Below are 21,716 nucleotides of genomic sequence, written 5' to 3'. Positions count from 1 at the left end.
CCGTGACCTGCCGGAAAGTGAAATCCGGGGTCGGGGCCGCCGAACGCGTGAGCTCGCGGCGAGCTCAGTCGTCGTCGCCGAGCACCGGCACCGGGAGTGTCCCGGCATTGTGCTCGAGCAGGCGCCAGCCGCGCGCGCCCTCGCCGAGGATCGACCAGGCGCAGTTGGACAGGCCGCCCAGGCCCTCCCAGTGGTGGGAGTCCAGGCCGAGGAGGCGGCCGATGGTGGTGCGGATGGTGCCGCCGTGGCTGACCACGACGAGCGTGCCGCCGTCGGGCAGCTTGTCCGCGTGCTGCAGGACCACGGGTGCGGCCCGGTCGGCGACCTCGGTCTCCAGTTCGCCACCACCGCGCCGCACCGGCTCGCCGCGCTTCCACGCCGCGTACTGCTCGCCGAAGCGCGCGATGATCTCCTCGTGCGTGAGGCCCTGCCACTCACCGGCGTAGGTCTCCCGCAGCCCCTCCTCGTGCGTGACCTCGAGCCCCGTGAGGGACGCCAGCTCACCGGCCGTGGCGGCGGCCCGCTGAAGGTCGGAGGCCACGATGGCGTCCGGCTTCAGCGAGGCGAGCAGCCGGGCCGCGCGGCGGGCCTGAGCGATGCCCTCGTCGGTCAGCGCGATGTCCGTGGAGCCCTGGAAGCGGCGCTCCAGGTTCCAGGACGTCTGGCCGTGCCGCCACAGGATGAGGCGGCGGCCACGGCCACCGGACGCGTTCAGAAAGGCCTGCACGGAGGTGGTCACCGGAAGTCTCCGGCCGCGAGGTCCGCGTCAGCCTCCGCCTCTGCCTGCTCGGCGTGCTTGGCGCTCTTGCCGCGGGTGGCCTTGGCCTCTTCCGGCAGGTCGAGCTCGGGGCAGTCCTTCCACAGGCGCTCGAGGGCGTAGAAGACGCGCTCCTCGCTGTGCTGGACGTGCACGACGATGTCGACGTAGTCCAGGAGGATCCAGCGGGCGTCGCGGTCGCCCTCGCGGCGTACCGGCTTGGCGCCGAGCTGCTTGCTGAGCTGCTCCTCGATCTCGTCGACGATCGACTTGACCTGGCGGTCGTTGGGCGCGGAGGCCAGCAGGAAGGCGTCCGTGATCGCCAGGACGTCACTGACGTCGTAGGCGATGATGTCGTGCGCGAGCTTGTCTGCGGCCGCCTGCGCGGCAACGTTGATGAGCTCGATGGAGCGGTCTGTCGCGGTCACTGCACGGCTTTCCGTCGGCGGTCGTTACGACTCAAGGGTCTCACGGACCGCCGACGGTGCCCCAAACGATTACTTCGGCCCCGTTCCCGCAAGGCCTGGCCGGCCTTCCGGCAGGGGCCCGGCGGCCTTCCGGCAGGGGTCCGGCGGCCTTCCGGCCGGCCCTAGCCGCCCTTGTAATCACTGCCGAGCGTCACCGCGATGTCCGCATTTGCGGCGACCTTGCCCTTCTTCACGGCCCCGGCCGGCAGGCCCAGCGTCTTGGCGACCTCGGCCGCCTCCGCCTTCTTGCCCGCGTCGGCGTACGTGACCTGCGAGGACGAGGCCGCGCCGGAGCTGCTGACGGAGACCGTCCAGCCTCCGTTGACCAGGTCGACCCGGGCATCGCCGACCGCCTCCTTGCTGCCGACGACATGCACGCGGACCGCCGCGCCCTGCTCCGGTGCCTTGACCGTGCCGCCGAGCAGCTTCTTGACGACTCCGTCGGTGGCGCCCGCGGTGAGCGCCCCGTTCTGCTCGACCGGGAGGACCTCGGAGTCGTAGTGGCCGCCCTTGGCGCGTCCGCCCAGCTTGGCGAGGAAGGCGCCGAGGTCCTGTTCCTTCAGCGAGGGGTCCATGATCTGGCCGAGCGTCTTCACGGCCTCGGTGGCGCCCTGCTCGTTGCCCGGGACCTTCCGGAGCACGCCGCGCAGCACTTCGCCGAACCGCTTCAGCTGGGCGGCCTCGGTCTCGCCCGGGGCTCGGTACGTGGCGTACGCGACCGCCGCCGGGCCGCTGAGCGTCTGGTCCTCGCCCTTGCTGACGATCGGGGACTCGCCCTTCTTCTTCGCGTCGGGGTCCGGGACGTCCGCGTCCGTGTCGATCTCGATGGTGCCGACGATGTCGACGAGGTTGCTCAGGAACGGGGTGTCGAGGCGCCAGGTGCCCTCGATGTCCGTGCCGAGGAGCTGGTCGACGGCGTCCCGGGTGCCGCCCGCGCCGTCCTCTTCCACCGACTTGCCGAGCGTGGTCGTGGCACCGTCGTCGTCCGTCACGGACAGCGAGTTGGGCAGCAGCACGGTGGCACCGCGCTCGGTGGTGGTGTTGTCGACGAGCAGCGCCGTGGAGGTGCCGCCCTTCTTGGTGTTGTGCAGATGGACGACGACGACATCGCGCTTCTGCGGCCCGCTCTGCGCGGCGTTGTCGGCGTCCGGGCCGGACATGCCGGGCAGCTTGCCCGCGTACCAGAGGTAGCCGACACCACCGGTCAGGACCAGCGCGACGAGTACCACCAGCGCCACCATCCGGTTGCGGCCGCGGCGCTTGGCCTCTTCGCGGCGCTCGGTGCGGGACTCGGTGAACTTCAGCCAGTCGATGACGTCTTCGGAGTCCTCGTCGGGCTCCTCGATGAACTGGAACTGCTCGGTCTGGTACTCCCGCCCGACGTCGCCCTGCGGCTCCGGCTCGCGCATCGGCCGCTGCAGCGGGGGCTCGGCGGGCCGGTGCTGCTGCGGCACCCAGGCGGTCTGCTCGTCGACGCGGGGTTGTGCGCCGGTGTCGTGGATGCGGGGCTGCTGACCCGTCTCATGGCCGACGCGGGGCTGCTGGCCGGTTCCGTCGTAGACGCGCGGCTGCTGGCCGGTTCCGGTGTTCTGGCCGTAGGGGTCGTACGAGGATCCGTAGCCCTGACCGTGCGGCTGGTCGTACCCCTGCTGCTCGTAGCCCTGCTGCTCGTAGCCCTGCCGGCCATAGCCGTGCGTGGGCTGCTGCTGACCGGTGTCCGCGGCGGCGCCGTACGGGTCGTACCCGTAGCCCTGGTCCTGCTGCTGGGGCTGCTGGGGCTGCTGGGGCTGCTGCGCGGCGTACGGGTCGTACTGCTGCTGCACATGCTGCTGCTGGGCGTGCTGCTGCTGCGGTGCGACCTGCTGGTACACCGGCCGGCCGTACTCGTCGTATCCGACGACCTCGTACTGCTGACCCTGCTGACCCGCGTACGGGTCCTGCTCGCCCGCGTACGGGTCGTACTGTCGGTCGTTCACCGGTGCCCCTCTCGGCTCACTCGCCGCGGTACAGCTCGCGCTTGTCGATGTAACGCACCACGCCGTCCGGCACCAGGTACCAGACGGGGTCACCCTTGGCGACCCTCGCCCGGCAGTCCGTCGAGGAGATCGCGAGCGCGGGCACCTCGACCAGCGAGACCCCGCCCTCGGGCAGGCCCGGGTCGGTCAGCGGATGGCCGGGGCGGGTGACTCCGATGAAGTGCGCCAGGTTGAACAGCTCTTCCGTGTACCGCCAGGTGAGGATCTGGCCCAGGGCGTCGGCGCCGGTGATGAAGAAAAGGTCCGTGTCCGGGTTGAGTTCACGCAGATCGCGCAGGGTGTCGGTCGTGTACGTGGGCCCCGGCCGGTCGATGTCGATGCGGCTGACCGAGAACTGGGGGTTCTCGGCCGTCGCGATGACCGTCATCAGATAGCGGTCCTCGGCCGGAGTGACCTGCTTGTCGCTCTTCTGCCAGGGCTGCCCGGTGGGCACGAACACCACCTCGTCGAGGTGGAACTGCGCGGCGACCTCACTGGCCGCCACCAGGTGTCCGTGGTGGATCGGGTCAAACGTTCCGCCCATGACGCCCAGGCGGCGCTTGCCCGTGCTGAAGGCGCTCGCCGGGCCGGTAGGCATGTCCTGCTCTCCCATGCGTGCAGACCCTACCGGCCCGTTCGGCCGGCCCCGCCGTCGGCGGGAGTCCGGCCCCCTTCGGCGGGAGTCCGGGTCAGCGGTCCCGGTTGAACCGCGTGGTGATCCACAGCAGCAGGAACAGCACTGCGAGTGCGCCCCCGCCGGTGAGGTAGGGGCTGAGACTGTCGTGTTCGCCGCCGTGCTCGCCGCCCTCGGAGGCGAGGGTGGCCAGCTGGACTGCGGTGCTGTGGAGGCTCATCGTCGGCAGGACCTATCCGGGTGGGAGCGGGTTGAGACTTCGGGCACATCGTATGCGGGGGACTCCCGCGCGATCACGCCGACTCAGGCAAGAGGGGCACGGGTGCGGGGAACGGGGGCGTGCGGCCCTCAACCTTCGCGGCCGTCATCGGCGTCACTGTCGTTGCGGTAACCGCGCAGCAGGAACCACGCGAGGAAGGCTCCGCCGACCACCGAGACGATCAGCACGATCCGCAGGACGTTGCCGGGCCCCTGCTGCTTGGCGGCCTCGGCCGCGGCGGCGAGCAGGACGGTGCTGGTGTGCTCCATGACGGCGATGCTCCTTCGTTGCGCTGCGCGCCCACCGTAGCCCGCGGCCCGCGGGATGCGGTCGGCACCCCTCGACCGGAACCGAAGCGCATACGCTGAACGTTCTTCGAGGGGCGGGGACCACGCGCACAAGAGCGGGACAACTCGCAGAATTTGGGGGCCAGCATGACCGAAAGCACCGAGAACAACGAGAACCTGCCGGGCCGCAACCGCCGGCGCTTCCCGGGTATCTCCTCCCGTGCCTATGAGCACCCGGCGGACCGCTCGGCACTGGTGGCCCTGCGCAAGCTCAGCGGGTTCGACACCGTCTTCAAGGCACTCAGCGGGCTGCTGCCCGAGCGCAGTCTGCGGCTGCTGTTCCTGTCGGACTCGGTGCGGGTGAGCGACGCCCAGTTCGCGCACCTCAACACCATGCTGCGGGACGCCTGTTACATCCTGGACCTGGAGAAGGTCCCCCCGATGTACGTGAACCAGGACCCGGTGCCGAACGCGATGTGCATCGGCCTGGACGAGCCGATCATCGTGGTGACGACGGGCCTGGTGGAGCTCCTCGACGAGGAGGAGATGCGCGCGGTCATCGGCCACGAGGTGGGCCACGCGCTGTCCGGGCACGCGGTGTACCGCACGATCCTGCTGTTCCTCACCAACCTCGCGCTGAAGATCGCGTGGATCCCGCTGGGCAACGTCGCGATCATGGCGATCGTGACCGCGCTGCGCGAGTGGTTCCGCAAGTCGGAGCTGTCCGCGGACCGGGCGGGCCTCCTGGTGGGCCAGGATCTGCAGGCGTCGATGCGCGGCCTGATGAAGATCGCGGGCGGTAACCACCTGCACGAGATGAACGTGGACGCGTTCCTGGCGCAGGCGGAGGAGTACGAGGCGGGTGGCGATCTGCGCGACTCGGTCCTCAAGATCCTGAACGTACTGCCCCGTTCGCACCCGTTCACCACGGTGCGCGCCGCCGAGCTGAAGAAGTGGGCCGAGTCCCGCGAGTACCAGCGGATCATGGACGGCCACTACCCGCGCCGCGACGAGGACAAGGACGCCTCGGTGTCGGAGTCCTTCCGCCAGTCCGCGAGCAACTACGCGGAGAACGTGCGCAACTCCAAGGACCCGCTGATGAAGCTGGTGTCCGACATAGCGGGCGGGGCGGGCGACCTGGGCGGGAAGCTGCGCGGGAAGTTCGGCGGGAGCGGCGGCGGCACGACCACCACGGAGGAGCGCCCCGAGGACGGCCCTGAAGACGACTCCGGCAACAAATGAGCCCGTCCGGCGTTTGAGGACAATCTTTGAAGCCGGCGGCAGCCTTTCGGGAAGGGGCGGGGAGGGGCAATAGACAGCCCGTCCGGCGAGGACCGGGGTCCGGGGCAGAGCCCCGCGACCCCGGGCCGGTCGAGCATCAGGTGCTGGGCGAGGGCTGCGCAGAAGCTGCCAAAGACCCACACAGCGCGGTCGTGCCACCCGTGGCATAGGGGTCGGTTCCGGCCGGGCCCTCGGCCTTGGCCGTCTGCCCCGCGAGCAGCGGCCGAAGCCGCCCCGCCGAGTCCGTGGCGCAGGACAGCGGCCCGGCCTGGACGTACGACAAGACCAGCTCGGCCCTGCGCATCTGCAGATCCTCCGCGTCGAAGCGGAAGTGCAGCTCACGCCGGACCGTGAAGAGCGAGGCGCGCCCGCCGTCGCCGCCGACCGGCCGCAGCGCGTAGACGAAGGTGTGGTCCGAGGTCACCTCCAGGGCGTCGGACCCCGTCTCGGTGACGTGCAGCGTGCCCTGGACCCGGGTCTTGGAGTCGGCCAGCTCCACCTTGGCCGGGTCGAAGCGGACCAGCCACCCCGTGGCGGCGTGCCGGCCGTCGGCGAGGGGATGGTCGAAGCTCGCGTCGAACTGCTCGAGCTGCTCGGGGCCGAGGAGTATCCGCACCTCGCGCACCCTGTCCCCGGTCAGCACGTCCGGGTCGAGCGAGGAGTGCACCAGATAGTCCTTGGCCGTGGAGAGCGCGGTCATCACCTGGCCCTCCGAGAAGTGCGCGGTGCGCCGCGCCGCGGGCAGCGTGACCCCGGCGGCGCCGACCCTGAACTGCGCGGCCGGGCTGTGCTCGTAGAGCTCGGTGGTGGAGCGCCCGCCGGGCACGGGGCCCTGCGGCACCAGCGGGATGACCGTCATGCGCAGCGGTCCCGCGGGGCGTGCGGCCGGCTTCTGATAGGGATGGCGTACGCCCATGTAGATCGCGGTACCGAAGGCCACCGCGATCAGCACGACGAGGATCATCGCCTGCTTGGAGAAGCCTTTGACCGCGGCCGCCGGGCGGCGGCGTACGGCCGGTGAGTGATCGGTGATGCGCTCCTGGGCGGAGAACTCCTGAAGCCGGGCAGCGCGGACGAACGACTCGTCGAAGACGACGGATCGGTACTCTTCCTCTCCACCACCGGCGACGCCCTCGGGTGTGCCCTCAGGTGGGTCTCCAGGCCCGGCCATACCTTCAGAGTAGGTCTCGCGGGCCGAAGGTAAACGCCCTGGTACACGACAACTTCTGACGGACTCTCACTACGGATTCTGACGGAGTCTCACGGAATCGGTCAGGGCAGGCGCGGAGCTGCCGGTACCGGTGAGTGCGAGTAGTCCGGGGACGCCGAGGGATCGCCCCCGACGTCGGCCGTGGCGGGCGGCGGTATCTGGTCCTCGCTGCCCGAGGAGGCGCCCCGGTAGACGGCGGTGAAGGCGAGGGCGACCATGCCGATGCCCATCAGCAGGGCGAGGATCCAGGCGACGGGCCGGTGCCAACGCCCTTGCCCGCGACGGGAATGGCCGTCCTCGACCAGATCGAAGTCGATGCCCTCGTGGTCGAGGTGCGGGTCCCGCCCGAAGGCGTCCCGGCCGTGGCGGCCACCACGCCCCACGCCCGATCCGTACCCGTCATACCCGTCGTACCCGTCGTAGAACTCGTCCGGATCGTCGTCGCCCCCCGCCCCGTGGACCGGTGCGTGCCGGGCGGCCGCGTCGGCCTCCGCGCGGGCCTGGGCGGCCGCCAACAGGCGCTCCACGGCGGTGGGTTCATGGACGGTCGCGGCCCGTACGAAGTCCTCGTCGAAGACCACGGCGGCGAACTCCTCGTCCGCACCCCCGTGGTGGTCGTCGTCGGGCTCCCAGCCGTCCGGAAACGGCGAGCCCCCCACGTCGTCCGGCACGCAACCAGAGTAGACCTGAGGGGGTCAATTTGGGCAGACGGTAAGGGAATTCACCTATAGCTGCCGCCGCGGAAACCGGGTCAGCGCGTGTGCCCGTCGCCCGTGACGATGTACTTCGTCGAGGTCAGCTCGGGCAGACCCATCGGGCCGCGGGCGTGCAACTTCTGTGTGGAGATGCCGATTTCGGCGCCGAAGCCGAACTGGCTGCCGTCGGTGAACCGCGTCGAGGCGTTCACCGCGACGGTGGTGGAGTCCACGAGCTGGGTGAAGCGGCGGGCGGCCTGCTGCGAGGTGGTGACGATCGCCTCGGTGTGCCCGGAGGTCCACAGGCGGATGTGCTCGACGGCCTTGTCGAGGGAGTCGACCACGGCGGCCGCGATGTCGTACGAGAGGTACTCGGTCTCCCAGTCCTCGGCGGTGGCCGGGACCACGGAGGCCTTGGATCCCTCGGCGTACGCGGCGATCCGCTCGTCCGCGTGCACCGTCACCCCGGCCTCGGCGAGGGCGTCCAGGGCGCGCGGCACGAAGGCGTCGGCGATGTCCTGGTGGACGAGGAGCGTCTCGGCGGCGTTGCACACGCTGGGGCGCTGCGCCTTGGAGTTGATCAGGATGTCGACCGCCATGTCGAGGTCGGCCTCCGCGTCCACGTACACATGGCAGTTGCCGGTGCCGGTCTCGATGACCGGGACGGTGGACTCCTCGACGACGGTCTTGATCAGCGAGGCACCGCCGCGCGGGATGAGCACGTCGACGAGGCCGCGGGCGCGCATCAACTCCCGTACGGAATCACGGGATTCGCCCGGCACCAGCTGGACGGCGTCCGCGGGCAGCCCGGCCCCGCCGACCGCGTCGCGCAGCACCCGTACGAGCGCGGTGTTGGAGTGGTACGCGGAGGACGAGCCGCGCAGCAGCACCGCGTTCCCCGACTTCAGGCACAGCGCGGCCGCGTCCACGGTCACATTGGGCCGCGCCTCGTAGATGATCCCGACCACCCCGAGCGGCACCCGGACCTGCCGCAGGTCGATGCCGTTGGGCAGCGTCGAGCCGCGTACGACCTCGCCGACCGGGTCGGGCAGCGCCACCACGTCGCGCACGTCGGAGGCGATCGCCTTGACCCGCTCGGGGGTCAGCGTCAGCCGGTCGATGACCGTCTCGCTGGTGCCGGCCTCGCGGGCCTTGGCGATGTCCTGCGCGTTGGCCTCGACGATTTCCTTCGTACGGACTTCCAGCGCGTCCGCGATCGCACGCAGCGCGTCGTCCTTGGCGGCCCGTGGCAGCGGCGCGAGGTCCGCGGAGGCGGCACGGGCGCGGTAGGCGGCCTGGGCGACGGGCGACATGTCGGCGTACGGGGAGAGCGAGGTCATGAGGGCAGGGTAATCCGAGCCGGAGCCCTGTCCATCGGGTATCCCACTCCCCGAGACATCCCTGAGCACAGGGCCCGGACTCGGCTCAAAAGGGATGCACTCCGACGGGTGCCGCGGGCGGCGGACCGTATCCCTCCGCGATGCGCTGGTGGTAGGTGTCCCGGTCGATCACTTCGAGGCCGACGATCTCCCAGGGCGGCAGCTTGGCGCTCTGCCGGTGCTCGCCCCACAGCCGCAGGGCGACCGCCGCCGCGTCGTGCAGATCGCGGGCCTCTTCCCAGTAACGGATCTCCGCGTGGTCACCGGCGTACCGGCTGGTCAGCAGAAAGGGATGGTCGTGGGCCAGCTGCTCCAGGCCCCGCCGGATTTCCGGCAGCGGAGCGGCGGGGCCCGAGACGCTCAGCGTGACGTGCCAGAGCCGGGGCAGCTCGCCCTGGGCCTCCTGCTCGTCCTGCCGGTCGGTCTGCCCCCGGTCCGTCGCCTGGTCCGCCGTGTCCTCGGCGGCATCCGCGTGGAAACTCTCCCCTGCCCTGACACTCGTCAGTGCCCGCTCAGCTCCTCGGGGCGCCGCCCCAGGGCGCACTCGTCTCACCGGCGGCCTCCTGTCAAGCCTCTGTCGTGTGGAACTCTCCCCCAACAAAGTTGACCAGCCCACGCGCCTTCGCGTGACGGTTTTGCGGAAGGTCCCTCACTAAGGGCGTCAACTGGCGCGCACTTTCGGCCGGTTATTCGCCCTGATTAGGGGCGCAGGACGACGTTCGGCGGGTGCAGAGCGACGAATACGGGTGCCGGACGACCAGGATTACGGGTACGGGACGACCGGGATCAGGGGTACGCGACGACCGGGATCACGGGTGCAGGACGACCAGATCGTCCCGGTGCACGACCTCGCGCTCGTACGCGGGACCGAGCTCCTTCGCCAGCTCGCGCGTCGACCGGCCGATCAGCTGCGGGATCTCCTTGGCGTCGAAGTTGACGAGGCCACGGGCCACCGCGCGGCCCTCGGTGTCGCGCAGTTCGACCGGGTCGCCGGCGCTGAACTCGCCCTCGACCGCCTTGATCCCGGCGGGCAGCAGCGAGGTGCGCCGCTCGACGACCGCGCGGACCGCCCCTTCGTCGAGCGTGAGGGCGCCCTGCGGCGTGGAGGCGTGCTGCAGCCAGAGCAGTCGGTCGGCCGAACGCCGTCCGGTGCTGTGGAAGTGCGTGCCGGTCCCCCGCCCGGCCAGCGCGTCCGCGGCGTGCACGGCCGAGGTCAGCACGACGGGGATGCCCGCGGCGGCGGCGATCCGGGCGGCCTCGACCTTGGTGACCATGCCGCCGGTGCCGACGCCCGCCTTGCCGCTGGAGCCGATCTGGACGTGCGCTATGTCGGCGGGGCCGCGCACCTCCTCGATGCGCGAGGTGCCCTCCTTGCTCGGGTCACCGTCGTACAGGCCGTCCACGTCGGACAGCAGAACCAGCAGATCAGCGCGTACGAGATGCGCGACGAGGGCGGCGAGCCGGTCGTTGTCGCCGAAGCGGATCTCGTCCGTCGCGACCGTGTCGTTCTCGTTGACGACGGGCAGCGCGCCCATCGCGAGCAGCTGGTCGAGGGTCCGCGAGGCATTGCGGTGGTGGGCGCGGCGGGCCATGTCGTCGCTGGTCAGAAGCACCTGCCCGACGCGTACGCCGAAGCGCGCGAAGGACGAGGTGTAGCGGGCCACGAGCAGGCCCTGGCCGACGCTGGCGGCGGCCTGCTGGCGGGCGAGGTCGCGGGGGCGGCGGCGCAGTCCGAGCGGGGCGAGGCCGGCGGCGATGGCGCCGGACGAGACGAGGACGATCTCCTTCTCGCCGCCGCTGCGAGCCTTCGCCAGTACGTCGACGAGCGCGTCGACACGGTCGGCGTCGAGGCCGCCCGACGCGGTGGTCAGCGAGGACGACCCGACCTTGACCACGACCCTGTGAGCTTCCGCGATGCTCTGCCGCTGCTGGCTCTGCCTTGCGCCTGACACGTACGACCCCATCCTTTGCAGTGTCTGCAATCTACGTGAGGTGTGCCGCACGCCGCCGCCGCGTTTCGAGGGGCGGGACATACGCCGCTACGCCGTCTGCGGCGCGGCCGTCGAGCCGCCACGCTTCCCCGGCCGGTGACCCCGCGAACGCCTTCGCCCGAGCGTTCGACCAAGCCCTCGACCAGGGTCAACGGCGGACGGGCGAAATCCACCTGAGGTTCAGTGGTTTTGCCCGTTTATCCGGTGATTGATGTCACGGAGGATTGCTCCAGCAGAGGGAAAAGCCATACGGTCAGGGGTCAGCCTTCCCCCACGAAGGTCATGAAGGCTGCCCGCCTTTGCCGCACCCCCAGTCGCACACCCCATTTGACCCGCAGGAGCCCAGCCCGTGCCCTCAGCCGGACTCGCCCCCCGTCGCATCGTGCAGCTCTCCGCGCTGTGCGCGATGTTCGCGCTCTTCACGGCCCAGCTCGCCAGCGCTCTGCTGCCGAACCTGCCCGTGTTCATCGTCGCCTCCGTCGGCGGTCTGGCCCTCGACACGTACCTCCAGTACAAGCAGCCCGGTCTGCTCGCCGTACTGAGCAAGATCCGCTTCGACGTCACGGTGCGCCAGCTCCTGCGCGACATGCTGATCGTGGTCGGCCTGCTGCGACTGCCGGGCATCAACCCGCTCGAGGAGCAGGCGCCGCTGACCATCGCGCTGCTCGCCTTCTACGTCGTGCACTTCGCCAACCAGGCGCTCGCCGTCCTGATCCGCCGCACCCGCCAGCTGCCCATCGTCACGCGGAACATCGACGCTTCCGCGCTGCGCCTGAGCGCCGCACCGCCGCGCATCCTGGCCCGCCGCCAGGCACACCGGCTGCTGACCTTCTCGATCCCGGCCACCATCGGCATGATGGCGACCGCGATCAGCGAGGACGTGCTCGAAGGCGCCATCGGCGTCGGCATCTCGCTGGCCCTGATGGTCGGCGGCACCGGCTATCTCGCGACGTGGCTGCTGCCCAAGAAGCGCGCGGTGCACGAGAAGAAGGTCATGGAGTGGCTGGACAAGTGGCTGGCCGCGTACAAGCCGACCGTCGCCATGTACTTCTCCGGCGGCACCAGCTCGGCGTACCAGGCGAACATGTGGCTCTCCACGCTCGCCGCCGTCGACGGCAAGCCGCTGATCGTGCTGCGTGAGCGCTTCATGGTGCAGAAGATCGACGCCACCGACGTGCCGATCCTGTGCGTGCCGAAGGTCGCCAACATGTTCGCGCTCGAGAACTCGACGCTGAAGATGATGCTGCACCCGGCCAACGCCGCGAAGACCTCGCAGGTCCTTCGCATCCCCACCATCAAGCACGCCTTCACCAACCACGGCGAGAGCGACAAGCTCTCCTCCTGCAACCCGTACGCCAAGGCCTACGACGAGGTCTGGGTCGCCGGACCCGCCGCCCGCGACCGCTACCAGCTCGCGGACATCGGCGTCGAGGACAAGGACGTCGTGGAGGTCGGCCGGCCCCAGCTGTCGCCGATCCTGCCGTACGAGGGTGCGCCGAAGGGCACGTACACCACGGTCCTCTACGCGCCCACCTGGGAGGGCTGGGACGGCAACCCGGGCAACACCTCGGTGATCCTGGCCGGCGAGAACATCGTCAAGCACCTGCTCGCCGACGACGCCGTACGCGTCCTCTACAAGCCGCACCCGATGACCGGCTCGGTCGACCCGCGCGCGGGCGCCGCCAACGAGCGCATCAAGGCCATGATCCGCGAGGCCAACACCGGCCGCTCCGGCGCCCGTCCGGGCCCCGAGGCCGCGCGCGAGCTGGCCCGCCGCACCGTCGCGCTGGACCAGCTCACCTCGACCCACTTCCGCACCAGCGCCGACGAGATGGAGCGGATGCTGCTCCAGGGCGCCCCGGACGGCGACCGCGCGGCGGCCGTCGCGGAGGCCACCGAGGCCTGGGAGGCGGCGTACTGGGCGTCGTTCCCCGAGTGGGAGCACCAGGTCATCACGGACGCGCGTCCGGCGATCTTCACCTGCTTCAACCAGGCGGACCTGCTGATCAGCGATGTCTCGTCGGTGGTCTCGGACTGGCTGAGCAGCGAGAAGCCGTACGCGGTCGCGAACACGACCGGCATGTCCGAGGCAGACTTCCGGGCCGGCTTCCCGACGGTCCGCGCGGCCGCGATCCTCTCCCCCAAGGCGGGCGGCGTCCCGGCGCTCCTGGAGTCCGTACGCCACCCGGAGAAGGACCCGTACGCCGAGGAGCGCGCAGAGCTCAAGGAGCACCTGCTCGGCCCCTCCGACCCGCCCTCCATCGACCGCTTCAACGCCGCGATCCGCGCCCTGTGCACCCGCGCCGACGAGCGCCGCGTCCGCATGACCTCCCGCCTGGCGGAGATCCCGAGCCAGCGCGAGGGCGACTCTGACGAGTTGGGCGAAGACATGGACGCGGAGTCCAATGGCGCAGAGGACTCCGTCAACGCGTAGTCGCTGCGTAGTCGCTGCGCTGACAGGCATGTGGAAGGGCCCCGGGAAGTTTTCCCGGGGCCCTTCCGCTTGCTCACGATTCTGCGGGTTGGTCGCCATCTGCGGGCCGGTGGGGGCTGGTCGCGCAGGTCCCCGCGCCCCCTGTGGAGCGCGCCCTTCGGGGCGCGCCCTCGGGGCGTGCCCCCTAGAAGGGGTTGAACTCGTCGTACTCCTGCTCCGACTCGTCCTTGTCCGACTTGTCCCGACGCCGCTGCGCAGCAGGACGAGGCGCCTCCAGGCGGTGGTCCTCGCCACGCCGCCCCAGCATCTCGGCGCCCGCGACCACCGTCGGCTCCCAGTCGAAGACGACCGCGTTCTCCTCGGGTCCGATCGCCACCGCGTCGCCGGCGGCCGCACCCGCCTTCATCAACTCGTCTTCCACACCAAGGCGGTTGAGCCGGTCCGCGAGATAGCCCACGGCCTCGTCGTTGTTGAAGTCGGTCTGGCGGATCCAGCGCTCCGGCTTCTCGCCGCGCACCCGGTACAGCGCCTCGCTGCCCTCGTCCTCCCGCGTGACCGTGAAGCCCGCGTCGTCCACGGCCTTCGGCCGGATGACGATGCGCGTCGCCTCTTCCTTGGGCTTGGCGGCCCGGGTGGCGGCGATCACCTCGGCGAGGGCGAAGGACAGCTCCTTGAGGCCCGTACGCGCCACCGCGGACACCTCGAAGACGCGATAGCCACGCGCCTCCAGGTCGGGCCGGACCATGTCGGCCAGGTCCTGGCCGTCCGGGATGTCGATCTTGTTCAGGACGACGATCCGCGGCCGGTTGTCGAGCCCGCCGTACTGCTTGAGCTCCTCCTCGATGATGTCGAGGTCGGAGATCGGGTCCCGCTCGGACTCCAGCGTCGCCGTGTCCAGTACGTGCACGAGCACGCTGCAGCGCTCCACGTGCCGCAGGAACTCAAGGCCCAGGCCCTTGCCCTGGCTGGCGCCCGGGATGAGACCCGGCACGTCCGCGATGGTGTAGACGGTCGAACCGGCCGTGACCACACCGAGGTTGGGCACGAGCGTCGTGAACGGATAGTCCGCGATCTTCGGCTTGGCGGCGGAGAGCACCGAGATCAGCGAGGACTTGCCGGCGCTCGGGTAGCCGACGAGGGCCACATCGGCGACCGTCTTGAGCTCGAGCACGATGTCGCGCTCTTCACCGGGCACACCGAGCAGCGCGAAGCCGGGCGCCTTGCGGCGGGCGGAGGCGAGCGCGGCATTGCCGAGGCCGCCACGGCCGCCCTGTCCGGCCACGTAGGTGGTGCCCTGGCCGACCAGGTCGGCGAGCACGTTGCCCTTCTTGTCGAGGACGACGGTGCCGTCCGGGACGGGCAGGACCAGGTCCTCGCCGTTCTTGCCGGAGCGGTGGTCGCCGGCGCCGGGCTGACCGTTGGTGGCCTTGCGGTGCGGGCTGTGGTGGTAGTCGAGGAGCGTGGTCACGTCCTGGTCGACGACCAGGATGACCTCGCCGCCACGGCCGCCGTTGCCGCCGTCCGGGCCGCCGAGCGGCTTGAACTTCTCCCGGTGTACGGAGGCACAGCCGTGGCCCCCGCTACCCGCGGCGATGTGCAGCTCGACGCGGTCCACGAAGGTGGTCATGGTTCGGTGCCTCCTGGGGGTACCCCCGGCCGAAAGTCGGGAGCGTACGGAATTGTCTTACGTCTAACACGCGAAAGGCGGACCTGCTTCCCCGTGAAGGGAAGCAAGGTCCGCCCTCGCAATGAGTTCGCGAAAGTCGCAGAACCCGCTCTACGGAACCGAAATTACTCGGCGACCGGAACGATGTTCACGACCTTGCGGCCACGGTGGGTACCGAACTCCACGTTGCCCGCGGCGAGCGCGAACAGCGTGTCGTCCTTGCCACGGCCAACGGAGTTGCCCGGGTGGAAGTGGGTACCGCGCTGGCGGACCAGGATCTCACCGGCGTTGACGAGCTGACCGCCGAAGCGCTTCACGCCGAGCCGCTGAGCATTGGAATCGCGCCCGTTCCGAGTGGACGATGCGCCCTTCTTGTGTGCCATGTCTCAGTCCCTACCCTTACTTCGCAGCCGCGGGGATCTCAGTGACCTTGATCGCCGTGTACTGCTGGCGGTGGCCCTGACGACGGCGGTAGCCGGTCTTGTTCTTGTAGCGAAGGATGTCGATCTTCTCGCCCTTGTGGTGGTCCACGATCTCGGCCTGAACCTTGATCCCGGCCAGCACCCACGGGTCGCTGGTAACCGACTCGCCGTCGACAACGAGCAGCGTAGAGAGCTCTACGGTGTCGCCAACCTTGGCGGTGGAAATCTTGTCAACCTCAACGATGTCGCCGACAGCAACCTTGTGCTGCCGACCACCGCTGCGCACGATGGCGTACACGCGGATCTCTCTTTCGCTCGGAACGGGACCCCTGATGCCAGCCGCTCACACAGCCCCGAGGGGCTGAATATCCGGAAGGACGAGCGGCCTCTCCTGCGCCTTGAAACTTCCAGGGCCCGTGGAGGGAGGTGCTCAGAGGTGTGGCGTACAGACGCCGACGGTCAAGATTACGGGTCCTCGACCGAAAGGGTCAAACCAGCCCGGCGGCCGGGGCCCGCCCACCACGCTGAGTGGTGGGCCCCGCACGCTACGGCCTCGGCGGCTGCGGCGGCTCACCGTCCGGCGGCAGCGGCTTGACGCCCTTGCACAGATCGGTGGTGTCGGCGCTGCCCGGCCAGGCCACGGTCCGCAGCCGGTCGAAGTTGACCCGGTACATGTCGTGCACCTGGTCGTCGTCGACCTTGACTATGACCTCGTCGTTCTCGCGCAGCGCGGGCGCCGTGTAGTTGCCGGACCCGGAGAAGGTGACCTTGTTGCGCTTGCCGTCGTAGACGCCGTCGATGAGCACGTACTTGTTGTGCACGATGTACGGCGCCACCAGCTTCTGGCCGGGGTGCAGCGGGTCCCGGTCGTCGTTGTAGCAGCGCACGGACGGCCCGCCCGAGGTGTGCAGCTTCTCCCAGGTGCCCTTGGTGCCGCCCTGGCTCTTGGCGCTGTCGGTCTCCGCGTACGTCACGTACACCGAGCAGCCCTTCTTCTTCAGGTCCACCAGCTTGTCGGCGATCTGCTGTCGGGTGAGCTTGAAGATCGAGACCCGGACCTTGGTGCGCTGGGTCACGCCGGCGGTGTCCTTGTAGGTGCACTTCACGTTGTTGAGGACCGAGTAGATCGTGTCGGTCTCGTTGGTGGAGCCTTCCCGGGGGAAGAAGTACGCCTTGTACAGGCCGTTGCTGACCGTGCGGTAGTGCCAGTCCGCCCAGTTCTTGCGGGTCATCTCGTCGAAGTAGTCGCCGTAGGCGTCGTACAGCGTCGGGTTGTTCGGCAGCAGCAGCGCGTCGTTGAAGAACTTGGTGTGCGCCGACGGCGTCGAGTTCGAGGTGGTCTGCACGACCACGTCCTTGGCGCCCTCGACCTCCGAGAACAGCCAGAACTTGTTGTGCATGATCGACTTGCCCCACTGGGGATCGCCGAGGCACGACTTGTCCTTCGCGCACAGGGTGATGAACGACGGCTTGGCGCGGTCGGTGCCGAACGCCGTCGCGAGCTGCGCGTACACGGTGTTCTCCGGGCGCTCCGTCTTGCTGGTGGAGTCCAGCAGGATCTGTACGTTGACCCCGCGGTTCTTGGCCCGCACCAACGCGTCGACCATCGTCTGTTCCCAGACGTGGTAGACCGCGACCTTGATCGTCGAGCCGGGCACGGCTGCGTCGGTGAGCTGGACGAGCCGGGTACGGATCGCGTACTGCTGCTCGGTGGTGCCCAGCGGGTCGTTGAAGATGGGGCCCTCGGTCCAGGTGGGCCCCTCGGCCGCACCCGCGCTCCCCGTGCCCACGGCGGCCTGGACTCCCGCGGCCGACAGCACCGTGGCCAGTGCGACGGCCTGGCGGCCACCCATGGTCGGCTTCACCGCACGGTGCCGGCCCGTGCCCTTCAGGCGCACGCGCGCCATGGCGATCCCCTCCCTCACCGCACGCACGCGTCTCCCCAACGCGTCCTTGCGGACTCTTGCTGTTCAAATGTGTGACTGAATGAGTTTTACAGGTATACCCCTGCGGTCCAAGAGGCGGGGGCGATTACCGGACCCGATCAGCCTCAAGGGGGAACGCCGACGCCCCCTGCGCAAAAGGCTGCGCAGGGGGCGTGCGGTGACTGGCGGAGGACTGCCGGAAGGTCAGCTCTCGTCCGTCGAGGCCGAGACGGTGGGCAGCGTCTGCTGCTCGGCCGCCGCGGTCTTCTTGGACGCCTTCTTGGCCGTCGTCTTCTTTGCGGCCGTCTTCTTGGCCGTTGACTTGCTTGCGGCCGCCTTCGTGGTGGCGGCCTTCTTCGCGGTCGCCTTCTTGGCCGACTTGCGGGCCGCCTTCTTGGCCGGGGCCGCTTCCTCGGCAGCGTCCTCGGACGTGGCCGCCTTGGCGGCCTTGTCCTCCTTCGCAGCCTTGGGCTCGGCCGTCTCCGTGGCGCTCGACGGGACCACCAGGACGGCGGTCTCCTCGGCGGCGGTCGGGGCGGCGGCCTTGCGCACGGCCCGGCGACGCGGCCGCGCGGGGGCGGCATCGGCGACGGGCTCGGACGCGGGCTCCACGACCGGCTCGGCCACGGGAGCGGGCTCCTCGGCCTTGACCGGAGCAGCCGGGGTCTCCACCACGGATGCCTCCACCGGCGTCTCGGACGCCTTCGGGGACCCGGCCGGAGCCGACGCCTTACGGGTCGCACGCCGACGCGTCCGGCCCTTCGGCGCCTCGTCCGCCGCCGGAGCCTCGGGCTCCGCCTGCGCGGCCGGTGCGGGCTCGGGCTCGGCCACCGGGGCCTCGGCCACGACGACCGGCTCCGGAGCCGCCACCGGCGCCTCCTCAGCCTTCCTCGGCGCACCTGCGGGAGCCGACGCCTTGCGGGTGGCCCGACGGCGCGACCGGCCACCGCGGGACGCGGCCGCCTCGGCCTCGGCGGGGCTGCTGTACAGCTCCTCGTCCGGCACGAACTCCGGCTCGTCGAGCTTCACCGGCGCCGCGGCCTCGGCCGCGACCTCCGCCTCGGTCTCGACCTCGGCGGACTCGTGCTCGTGCGTGTGCTCCTGGCCCTGGTCCGCGTTGCCACCGCGGCCGCGCTTCTTGGAGCGCTTGCCACCGCCGCCGCCACCGGCGGTCGTCGGCTGCTCCATGTGCACGATCACGCCACGGCCGTTGCAGTGGACGCAGGTCTCGGAGAAGGACTCGAGCAGACCCTGGCCGACCCGCTTACGGGTCATCTGGACGAGACCGAGCGAGGTGACCTCGGCCACCTGGTGCTTGGTCCGGTCCCGGCCCAGGCATTCGAGCAGGCGCCGCATGACCAGGTCGCGGTTGGACTCCAGGACCATGTCGATGAAGTCGACGACGACGATGCCGCCCAGGTCGCGCAGCCGCAGCTGGCGCACGATCTCCTCGGCCGCCTCCAGGTTGTTCCTGGTGACGGTCTCTTCGAGGTTGCCGCCCTGACCGGTGAACTTGCCGGTGTTGACGTCGACGACGACCATCGCCTCGGTCTTGTCGATCACCAGCGAACCGCCGGACGGCAGCCAGACCTTGCGGTCCAGGGCCTTCATCAGCTGCTCGTCGATGCGGTACGTCGCGAAGACGTCGACCTCGGACGTCCACTTGGAAAGGCGGTCGGCCAGGTCGGGCGCGACGTGCTGGACGTATCCGTGGATCGTCTCCCACGCCTCGTCACCGCTGACGATGACCTTCGAGAAGTCCTCGTTGAAGATGTCGCGCACGACGCGGACGGTCATGTCCGGCTCGCCGTACAGGAGCGTCGGGGCGTTGGAGGCGCCGCCGCTCTTCGACTTCTTCTGGATGTCCTCCCACTGCGCCTGCAGGCGTTCGACGTCGCGGCGCAGCTCGTCCTCGCTCGCGCCCTCGGCGGCGGTGCGCACGATGACGCCCGCGTCCTCGGGGACGATCTTCTTGAGGATGGTCTTCAGACGCGCGCGCTCGGTGTCGGGCAGCTTGCGGCTGATGCCCGTCATCGACCCCTCGGGGACGTAGACGAGGTAGCGGCCGGGCAGCGAGACCTGGCTGGTCAGGCGGGCGCCCTTGTGGCCGATCGGGTCCTTGGTGACCTGCACCAGGACCGACTGGCCGGACTTGAGGGCGGTCTCGATGCGGCGCGGCCCGTTGGCCATGCCGAGCGCCTCGAAGTTGACCTCACCGGCGTACAGGACGGCGTTGCGGCCCTTGCCGATGTCGATGAAGGCGGCCTCCATCGACGGCAGGACGTTCTGCACCTTGCCCAGGTAGACGTTGCCGACGTACGAGGTGGCCTGCTCCTTGTTGACGTAGTGCTCGACGAGCACGTTGTCCTCGAGGACGCCGATCTGCGTACGCTCGCCGCTCTGGCGGACGACCATCACGCGCTCGACGGCCTCGCGGCGGGCCAGGAACTCGGCCTCGGTGATGATCGGGACGCGGCGACGGCCCTGCTCGCGGCCTTCGCGGCGGCGCTGCTTCTTGGCCTCGAGACGGGTCGAGCCCTTGATGGACTGGACCTCGTCCGAAGGCTCGGACTCCTTCTTGGCACGGGGCTCACGGACCTTGACGACCGTACGCTCCGGGTCGCCGTCCGACGGCTCGGCCTCGGAGGAGGAGTCACCGGCACGGCGACGGCGGCGGCGCCTGCGACGGCTGCTGCTGGAGCCACCACCGGACTCGCCGCGCTCGTCGTCGTCCTCGGCGTCCTCTTCGACCTGCTCGGCCGTGTCCTCGGCGTCCTGCTCCGCCTGCTCGGCGGCCTGCGCGTCGGTCGAGTCCTCGGCCTCGTCGCTGTCCGCGGACTCGCCACGGCGGCGGCGACGGCCACCGCGACGACGACGACGGCCCTGTCGGCCGCCCAGCTCGTCGGAGTCGTCCTCGCTGTCCGCGGCGTCGGCGCCGTCGGCGTCCTCGGTCTCGTCCTGCGCGGGCTCCTCCTGCGGTGCCTCGGCGGCGGCCACCGGCTCGGCAGGCTCACCACGACGGCGGCGGCGACGGCGTGCGGGGGCCTCGGTCTCGACCTCGGCTTCGACCTCCGCCTCCGGCTGCTCCTCGACCACGGGCTCCGCGGCCTCGGCGGCGGCCGCAGCGGCGGCGGCGCTCTCGGGGGTCTGGAACATCGGCGCCTGGAACACCGGCGCCTGGAACACGGCGACGGAGGGCCGCTTGGGGCGGCCCGCGTCGTCGGCGCTGTCGTCGTCGGCAGCGGTCGCGTGGGAGCGGTTGGGCTCCGAGAACATCCCCGACTTGCGGGTGGCCCGGCGCCGGCCGCGGCGCGGCCCGGCGGAGTCCTCGTCGGCGGCGGGCGCGGTCTCGGCGGCGGGCGCCGCGACGACCGGGTCCTCCTCTGCTACCGGGTCCTCGGCCACGGGCTGCTCGGCCTCGGCCTCGGCGGCGGGCGCGGCGACCTTACGAGTGGCACGACGGCGCGAACGTCCACGCGGAGCGGCATCCTCGGCCGGAGCCTCGACAGCAGCCGGAGCCTCCTCGACCGGCTCGGCCTCGACAGCCACAACCGGCTCGGCAGCCTCGACCGGCGCAGCGGCCTCAGCGGCGGGCGCGGCGACCTTACGAGTGGCACGACGGCGCGTACGCCCACGCGGAGCGGCATCCTCGGCCGGAGCCTCGACAGCAGCCGGAGCCTCCTCGACCGGCTCGGCCTCGACAGCCACAACCGGCTCGGCAGCCTCGACCGGCGCGGGCGCCCCGGCCGGAGCGGCAGCCTTGCGGGTGGCGCGACGACGGGTACGAGCGGGGGCTGCGGGCTCCTCGGCCGGAGCCTCGACGGCGACAGGCGCGGCCTCGGCCTCGACCGCGGATACGGCGTCAGCCGTGTCCGCGGCGTCGGCGCCCTTCGGCGCACCGGCGGGCGCGGAGGCCCGGCGGGTGGCACGACGGCGCGTACTAGCAGGCGCGGCGGCCTCCTCGACCGGCGCCTCGGCCGGGGTCTCGGCCTCGGCGGCAAGCGCGGCGGCGGCCGCGGCCTCCTCCTCGGTCTCCTCGGCAGAGGCGGCGTCGGCGACATCCGTGGCCGGTATGGCCACGGCCACCGGCTCTTCGATGTCTGCCGCGTCTTCTGGGCTCACGGTCTTCGCGACCGGCGGCCCCGCGGGGCGCGAAGCAGCGCGGCGCCGGCGGCGCGGCGGCAGCTTGTCGCCTGGGGTGTTGCTGTTGTCCTCGGCGTCCCCGGTCACACCGGGTTCGGTCGGCTCGAGCATGCGGGCGGTTCTCCCGTCACGGCTCCCGGGCGCCGCGCCC

The 21,716-nt window shown here is 70.6% G+C and carries 18 protein-coding genes; 2 read left to right on the top strand and 16 right to left on the bottom strand.

The window, feature by feature from the left end; translation table 11 throughout:
* Positions 1–64: 64 nt before the first annotated feature.
* The 6 genes from OG430_RS31735 to OG430_RS31710 form a co-directional block, all read right to left on the bottom strand.
* The gene (locus OG430_RS31735) at positions 65–739 is read right to left on the bottom strand and encodes a histidine phosphatase family protein (RefSeq protein WP_327356064.1); all 675 of its coding nucleotides are present in this window, start codon (positions 737–739) and stop codon (positions 65–67) included.
* Positions 736–1,185 carry a ribosome silencing factor gene (gene rsfS / locus OG430_RS31730; RefSeq protein WP_327356063.1) on the bottom strand — a complete coding sequence of 150 codons (450 nt, stop codon included), beginning with the start codon at positions 1,183–1,185 and terminating at the stop codon, positions 736–738. Before rsfS ends, OG430_RS31735 begins: the two co-directional genes overlap by 4 nt.
* Positions 1,186–1,346: 161 nt before the next feature.
* Positions 1,347–3,200, bottom strand: coding sequence for an LCP family protein (locus OG430_RS31725; protein WP_327356062.1), 1,854 nt, complete (start codon positions 3,198–3,200; stop codon positions 1,347–1,349).
* 16 nt (positions 3,201–3,216) lie between these two features.
* Positions 3,217–3,852: a nicotinate-nucleotide adenylyltransferase gene (gene nadD / locus OG430_RS31720; protein ID WP_327356061.1), complete on the bottom strand. Its 636-nt coding sequence runs from the start codon at positions 3,850–3,852 to the stop codon at positions 3,217–3,219.
* Between the two features lie 76 nt (positions 3,853–3,928).
* Positions 3,929–4,093, bottom strand: coding sequence for a hypothetical protein (locus OG430_RS31715; RefSeq protein WP_327356060.1), 165 nt, complete (start codon positions 4,091–4,093; stop codon positions 3,929–3,931).
* 128 nt (positions 4,094–4,221) lie between these two features.
* The gene (locus tag OG430_RS31710) at positions 4,222–4,401 is read right to left on the bottom strand and encodes a hypothetical protein (protein ID WP_327356059.1); all 180 of its coding nucleotides are present in this window, start codon (positions 4,399–4,401) and stop codon (positions 4,222–4,224) included.
* A 165-nt stretch (positions 4,402–4,566) separates the two neighbouring features.
* Between OG430_RS31710 and OG430_RS31705 the strand changes: the two genes are divergently transcribed.
* Positions 4,567–5,661 carry a M48 family metallopeptidase gene (locus OG430_RS31705; protein WP_327356058.1) on the top strand — a complete coding sequence of 365 codons (1,095 nt, stop codon included), beginning with the start codon at positions 4,567–4,569 and terminating at the stop codon, positions 5,659–5,661.
* A 136-nt stretch (positions 5,662–5,797) separates the two neighbouring features.
* Here the strand turns inward: OG430_RS31705 and OG430_RS31700 are convergent, their stop codons facing one another.
* The 5 genes from OG430_RS31700 to proB all read right to left on the bottom strand — a co-directional run bounded on the left by OG430_RS31700 (position 5,798) and on the right by proB (position 10,900).
* Positions 5,798–6,871: an SCO2583 family membrane protein gene (locus OG430_RS31700; protein WP_327356057.1), complete on the bottom strand. Its 1,074-nt coding sequence runs from the start codon at positions 6,869–6,871 to the stop codon at positions 5,798–5,800.
* Between the two features lie 101 nt (positions 6,872–6,972).
* Positions 6,973–7,581 carry an SCO2584 family spore wall biosynthesis protein gene (locus OG430_RS31695; RefSeq protein ID WP_327356056.1) on the bottom strand — a complete coding sequence of 203 codons (609 nt, stop codon included), beginning with the start codon at positions 7,579–7,581 and terminating at the stop codon, positions 6,973–6,975.
* Between the two features lie 80 nt (positions 7,582–7,661).
* The gene (locus tag OG430_RS31690; protein ID WP_327356055.1) at positions 7,662–8,945 is read right to left on the bottom strand and encodes a glutamate-5-semialdehyde dehydrogenase; all 1,284 of its coding nucleotides are present in this window, start codon (positions 8,943–8,945) and stop codon (positions 7,662–7,664) included.
* An 85-nt stretch (positions 8,946–9,030) separates the two neighbouring features.
* Positions 9,031–9,537 carry a hypothetical protein gene (locus OG430_RS31685; RefSeq protein WP_327356054.1) on the bottom strand — a complete coding sequence of 169 codons (507 nt, stop codon included), beginning with the start codon at positions 9,535–9,537 and terminating at the stop codon, positions 9,031–9,033.
* A 256-nt stretch (positions 9,538–9,793) separates the two neighbouring features.
* Positions 9,794–10,900, bottom strand: a complete 1,107-nt coding sequence (gene proB, locus OG430_RS31680) for a glutamate 5-kinase (RefSeq protein ID WP_327359307.1) — start codon at positions 10,898–10,900, stop codon at positions 9,794–9,796.
* A gap of 424 nt (positions 10,901–11,324) precedes the next feature.
* Here proB and OG430_RS31675 point away from each other — a divergent pair, with 424 nt between their 5' ends.
* On the top strand, positions 11,325–13,409 hold the full coding sequence (locus OG430_RS31675; protein ID WP_327356053.1) for a hypothetical protein: 2,085 nt from the start codon (positions 11,325–11,327) through the stop codon (positions 13,407–13,409).
* 184 nt (positions 13,410–13,593) lie between these two features.
* Here the strand turns inward: OG430_RS31675 and obgE are convergent, their stop codons facing one another.
* The 5 genes from obgE to OG430_RS31650 form a co-directional block, all read right to left on the bottom strand.
* A complete protein-coding gene (obgE, locus tag OG430_RS31670; protein ID WP_327356052.1) occupies positions 13,594–15,036 on the bottom strand; it encodes a GTPase ObgE in 1,443 nt (480 codons plus the stop codon).
* A gap of 164 nt (positions 15,037–15,200) precedes the next feature.
* Positions 15,201–15,458 (bottom strand): 50S ribosomal protein L27, encoded by a 258-nt coding sequence (gene rpmA, locus OG430_RS31665; RefSeq protein WP_327356051.1) that lies wholly within the window; start codon positions 15,456–15,458, stop codon positions 15,201–15,203.
* A gap of 16 nt (positions 15,459–15,474) precedes the next feature.
* Positions 15,475–15,795 carry a 50S ribosomal protein L21 gene (gene rplU / locus OG430_RS31660; RefSeq protein WP_327356050.1) on the bottom strand — a complete coding sequence of 107 codons (321 nt, stop codon included), beginning with the start codon at positions 15,793–15,795 and terminating at the stop codon, positions 15,475–15,477.
* Positions 15,796–16,042: 247 nt separating this feature from the next.
* Complete coding sequence (locus OG430_RS31655; protein WP_327356049.1) at positions 16,043–17,404, bottom strand: phospholipase D-like domain-containing protein; 1,362 nt, start codon at positions 17,402–17,404, stop codon at positions 16,043–16,045.
* 222 nt (positions 17,405–17,626) lie between these two features.
* The gene (locus OG430_RS31650; protein ID WP_327356048.1) at positions 17,627–21,676 is read right to left on the bottom strand and encodes an Rne/Rng family ribonuclease; all 4,050 of its coding nucleotides are present in this window, start codon (positions 21,674–21,676) and stop codon (positions 17,627–17,629) included.
* Positions 21,677–21,716 lie beyond the last annotated feature (40 nt).

Origin of the sequence: Streptomyces sp. NBC_01304 (genome assembly GCF_035975855.1) — a bacterium.
Lineage (GTDB): Bacteria > Actinomycetota > Actinomycetes > Streptomycetales > Streptomycetaceae > Streptomyces.
This window is presented reverse-complemented; position numbering and strand designations above follow the sequence as displayed.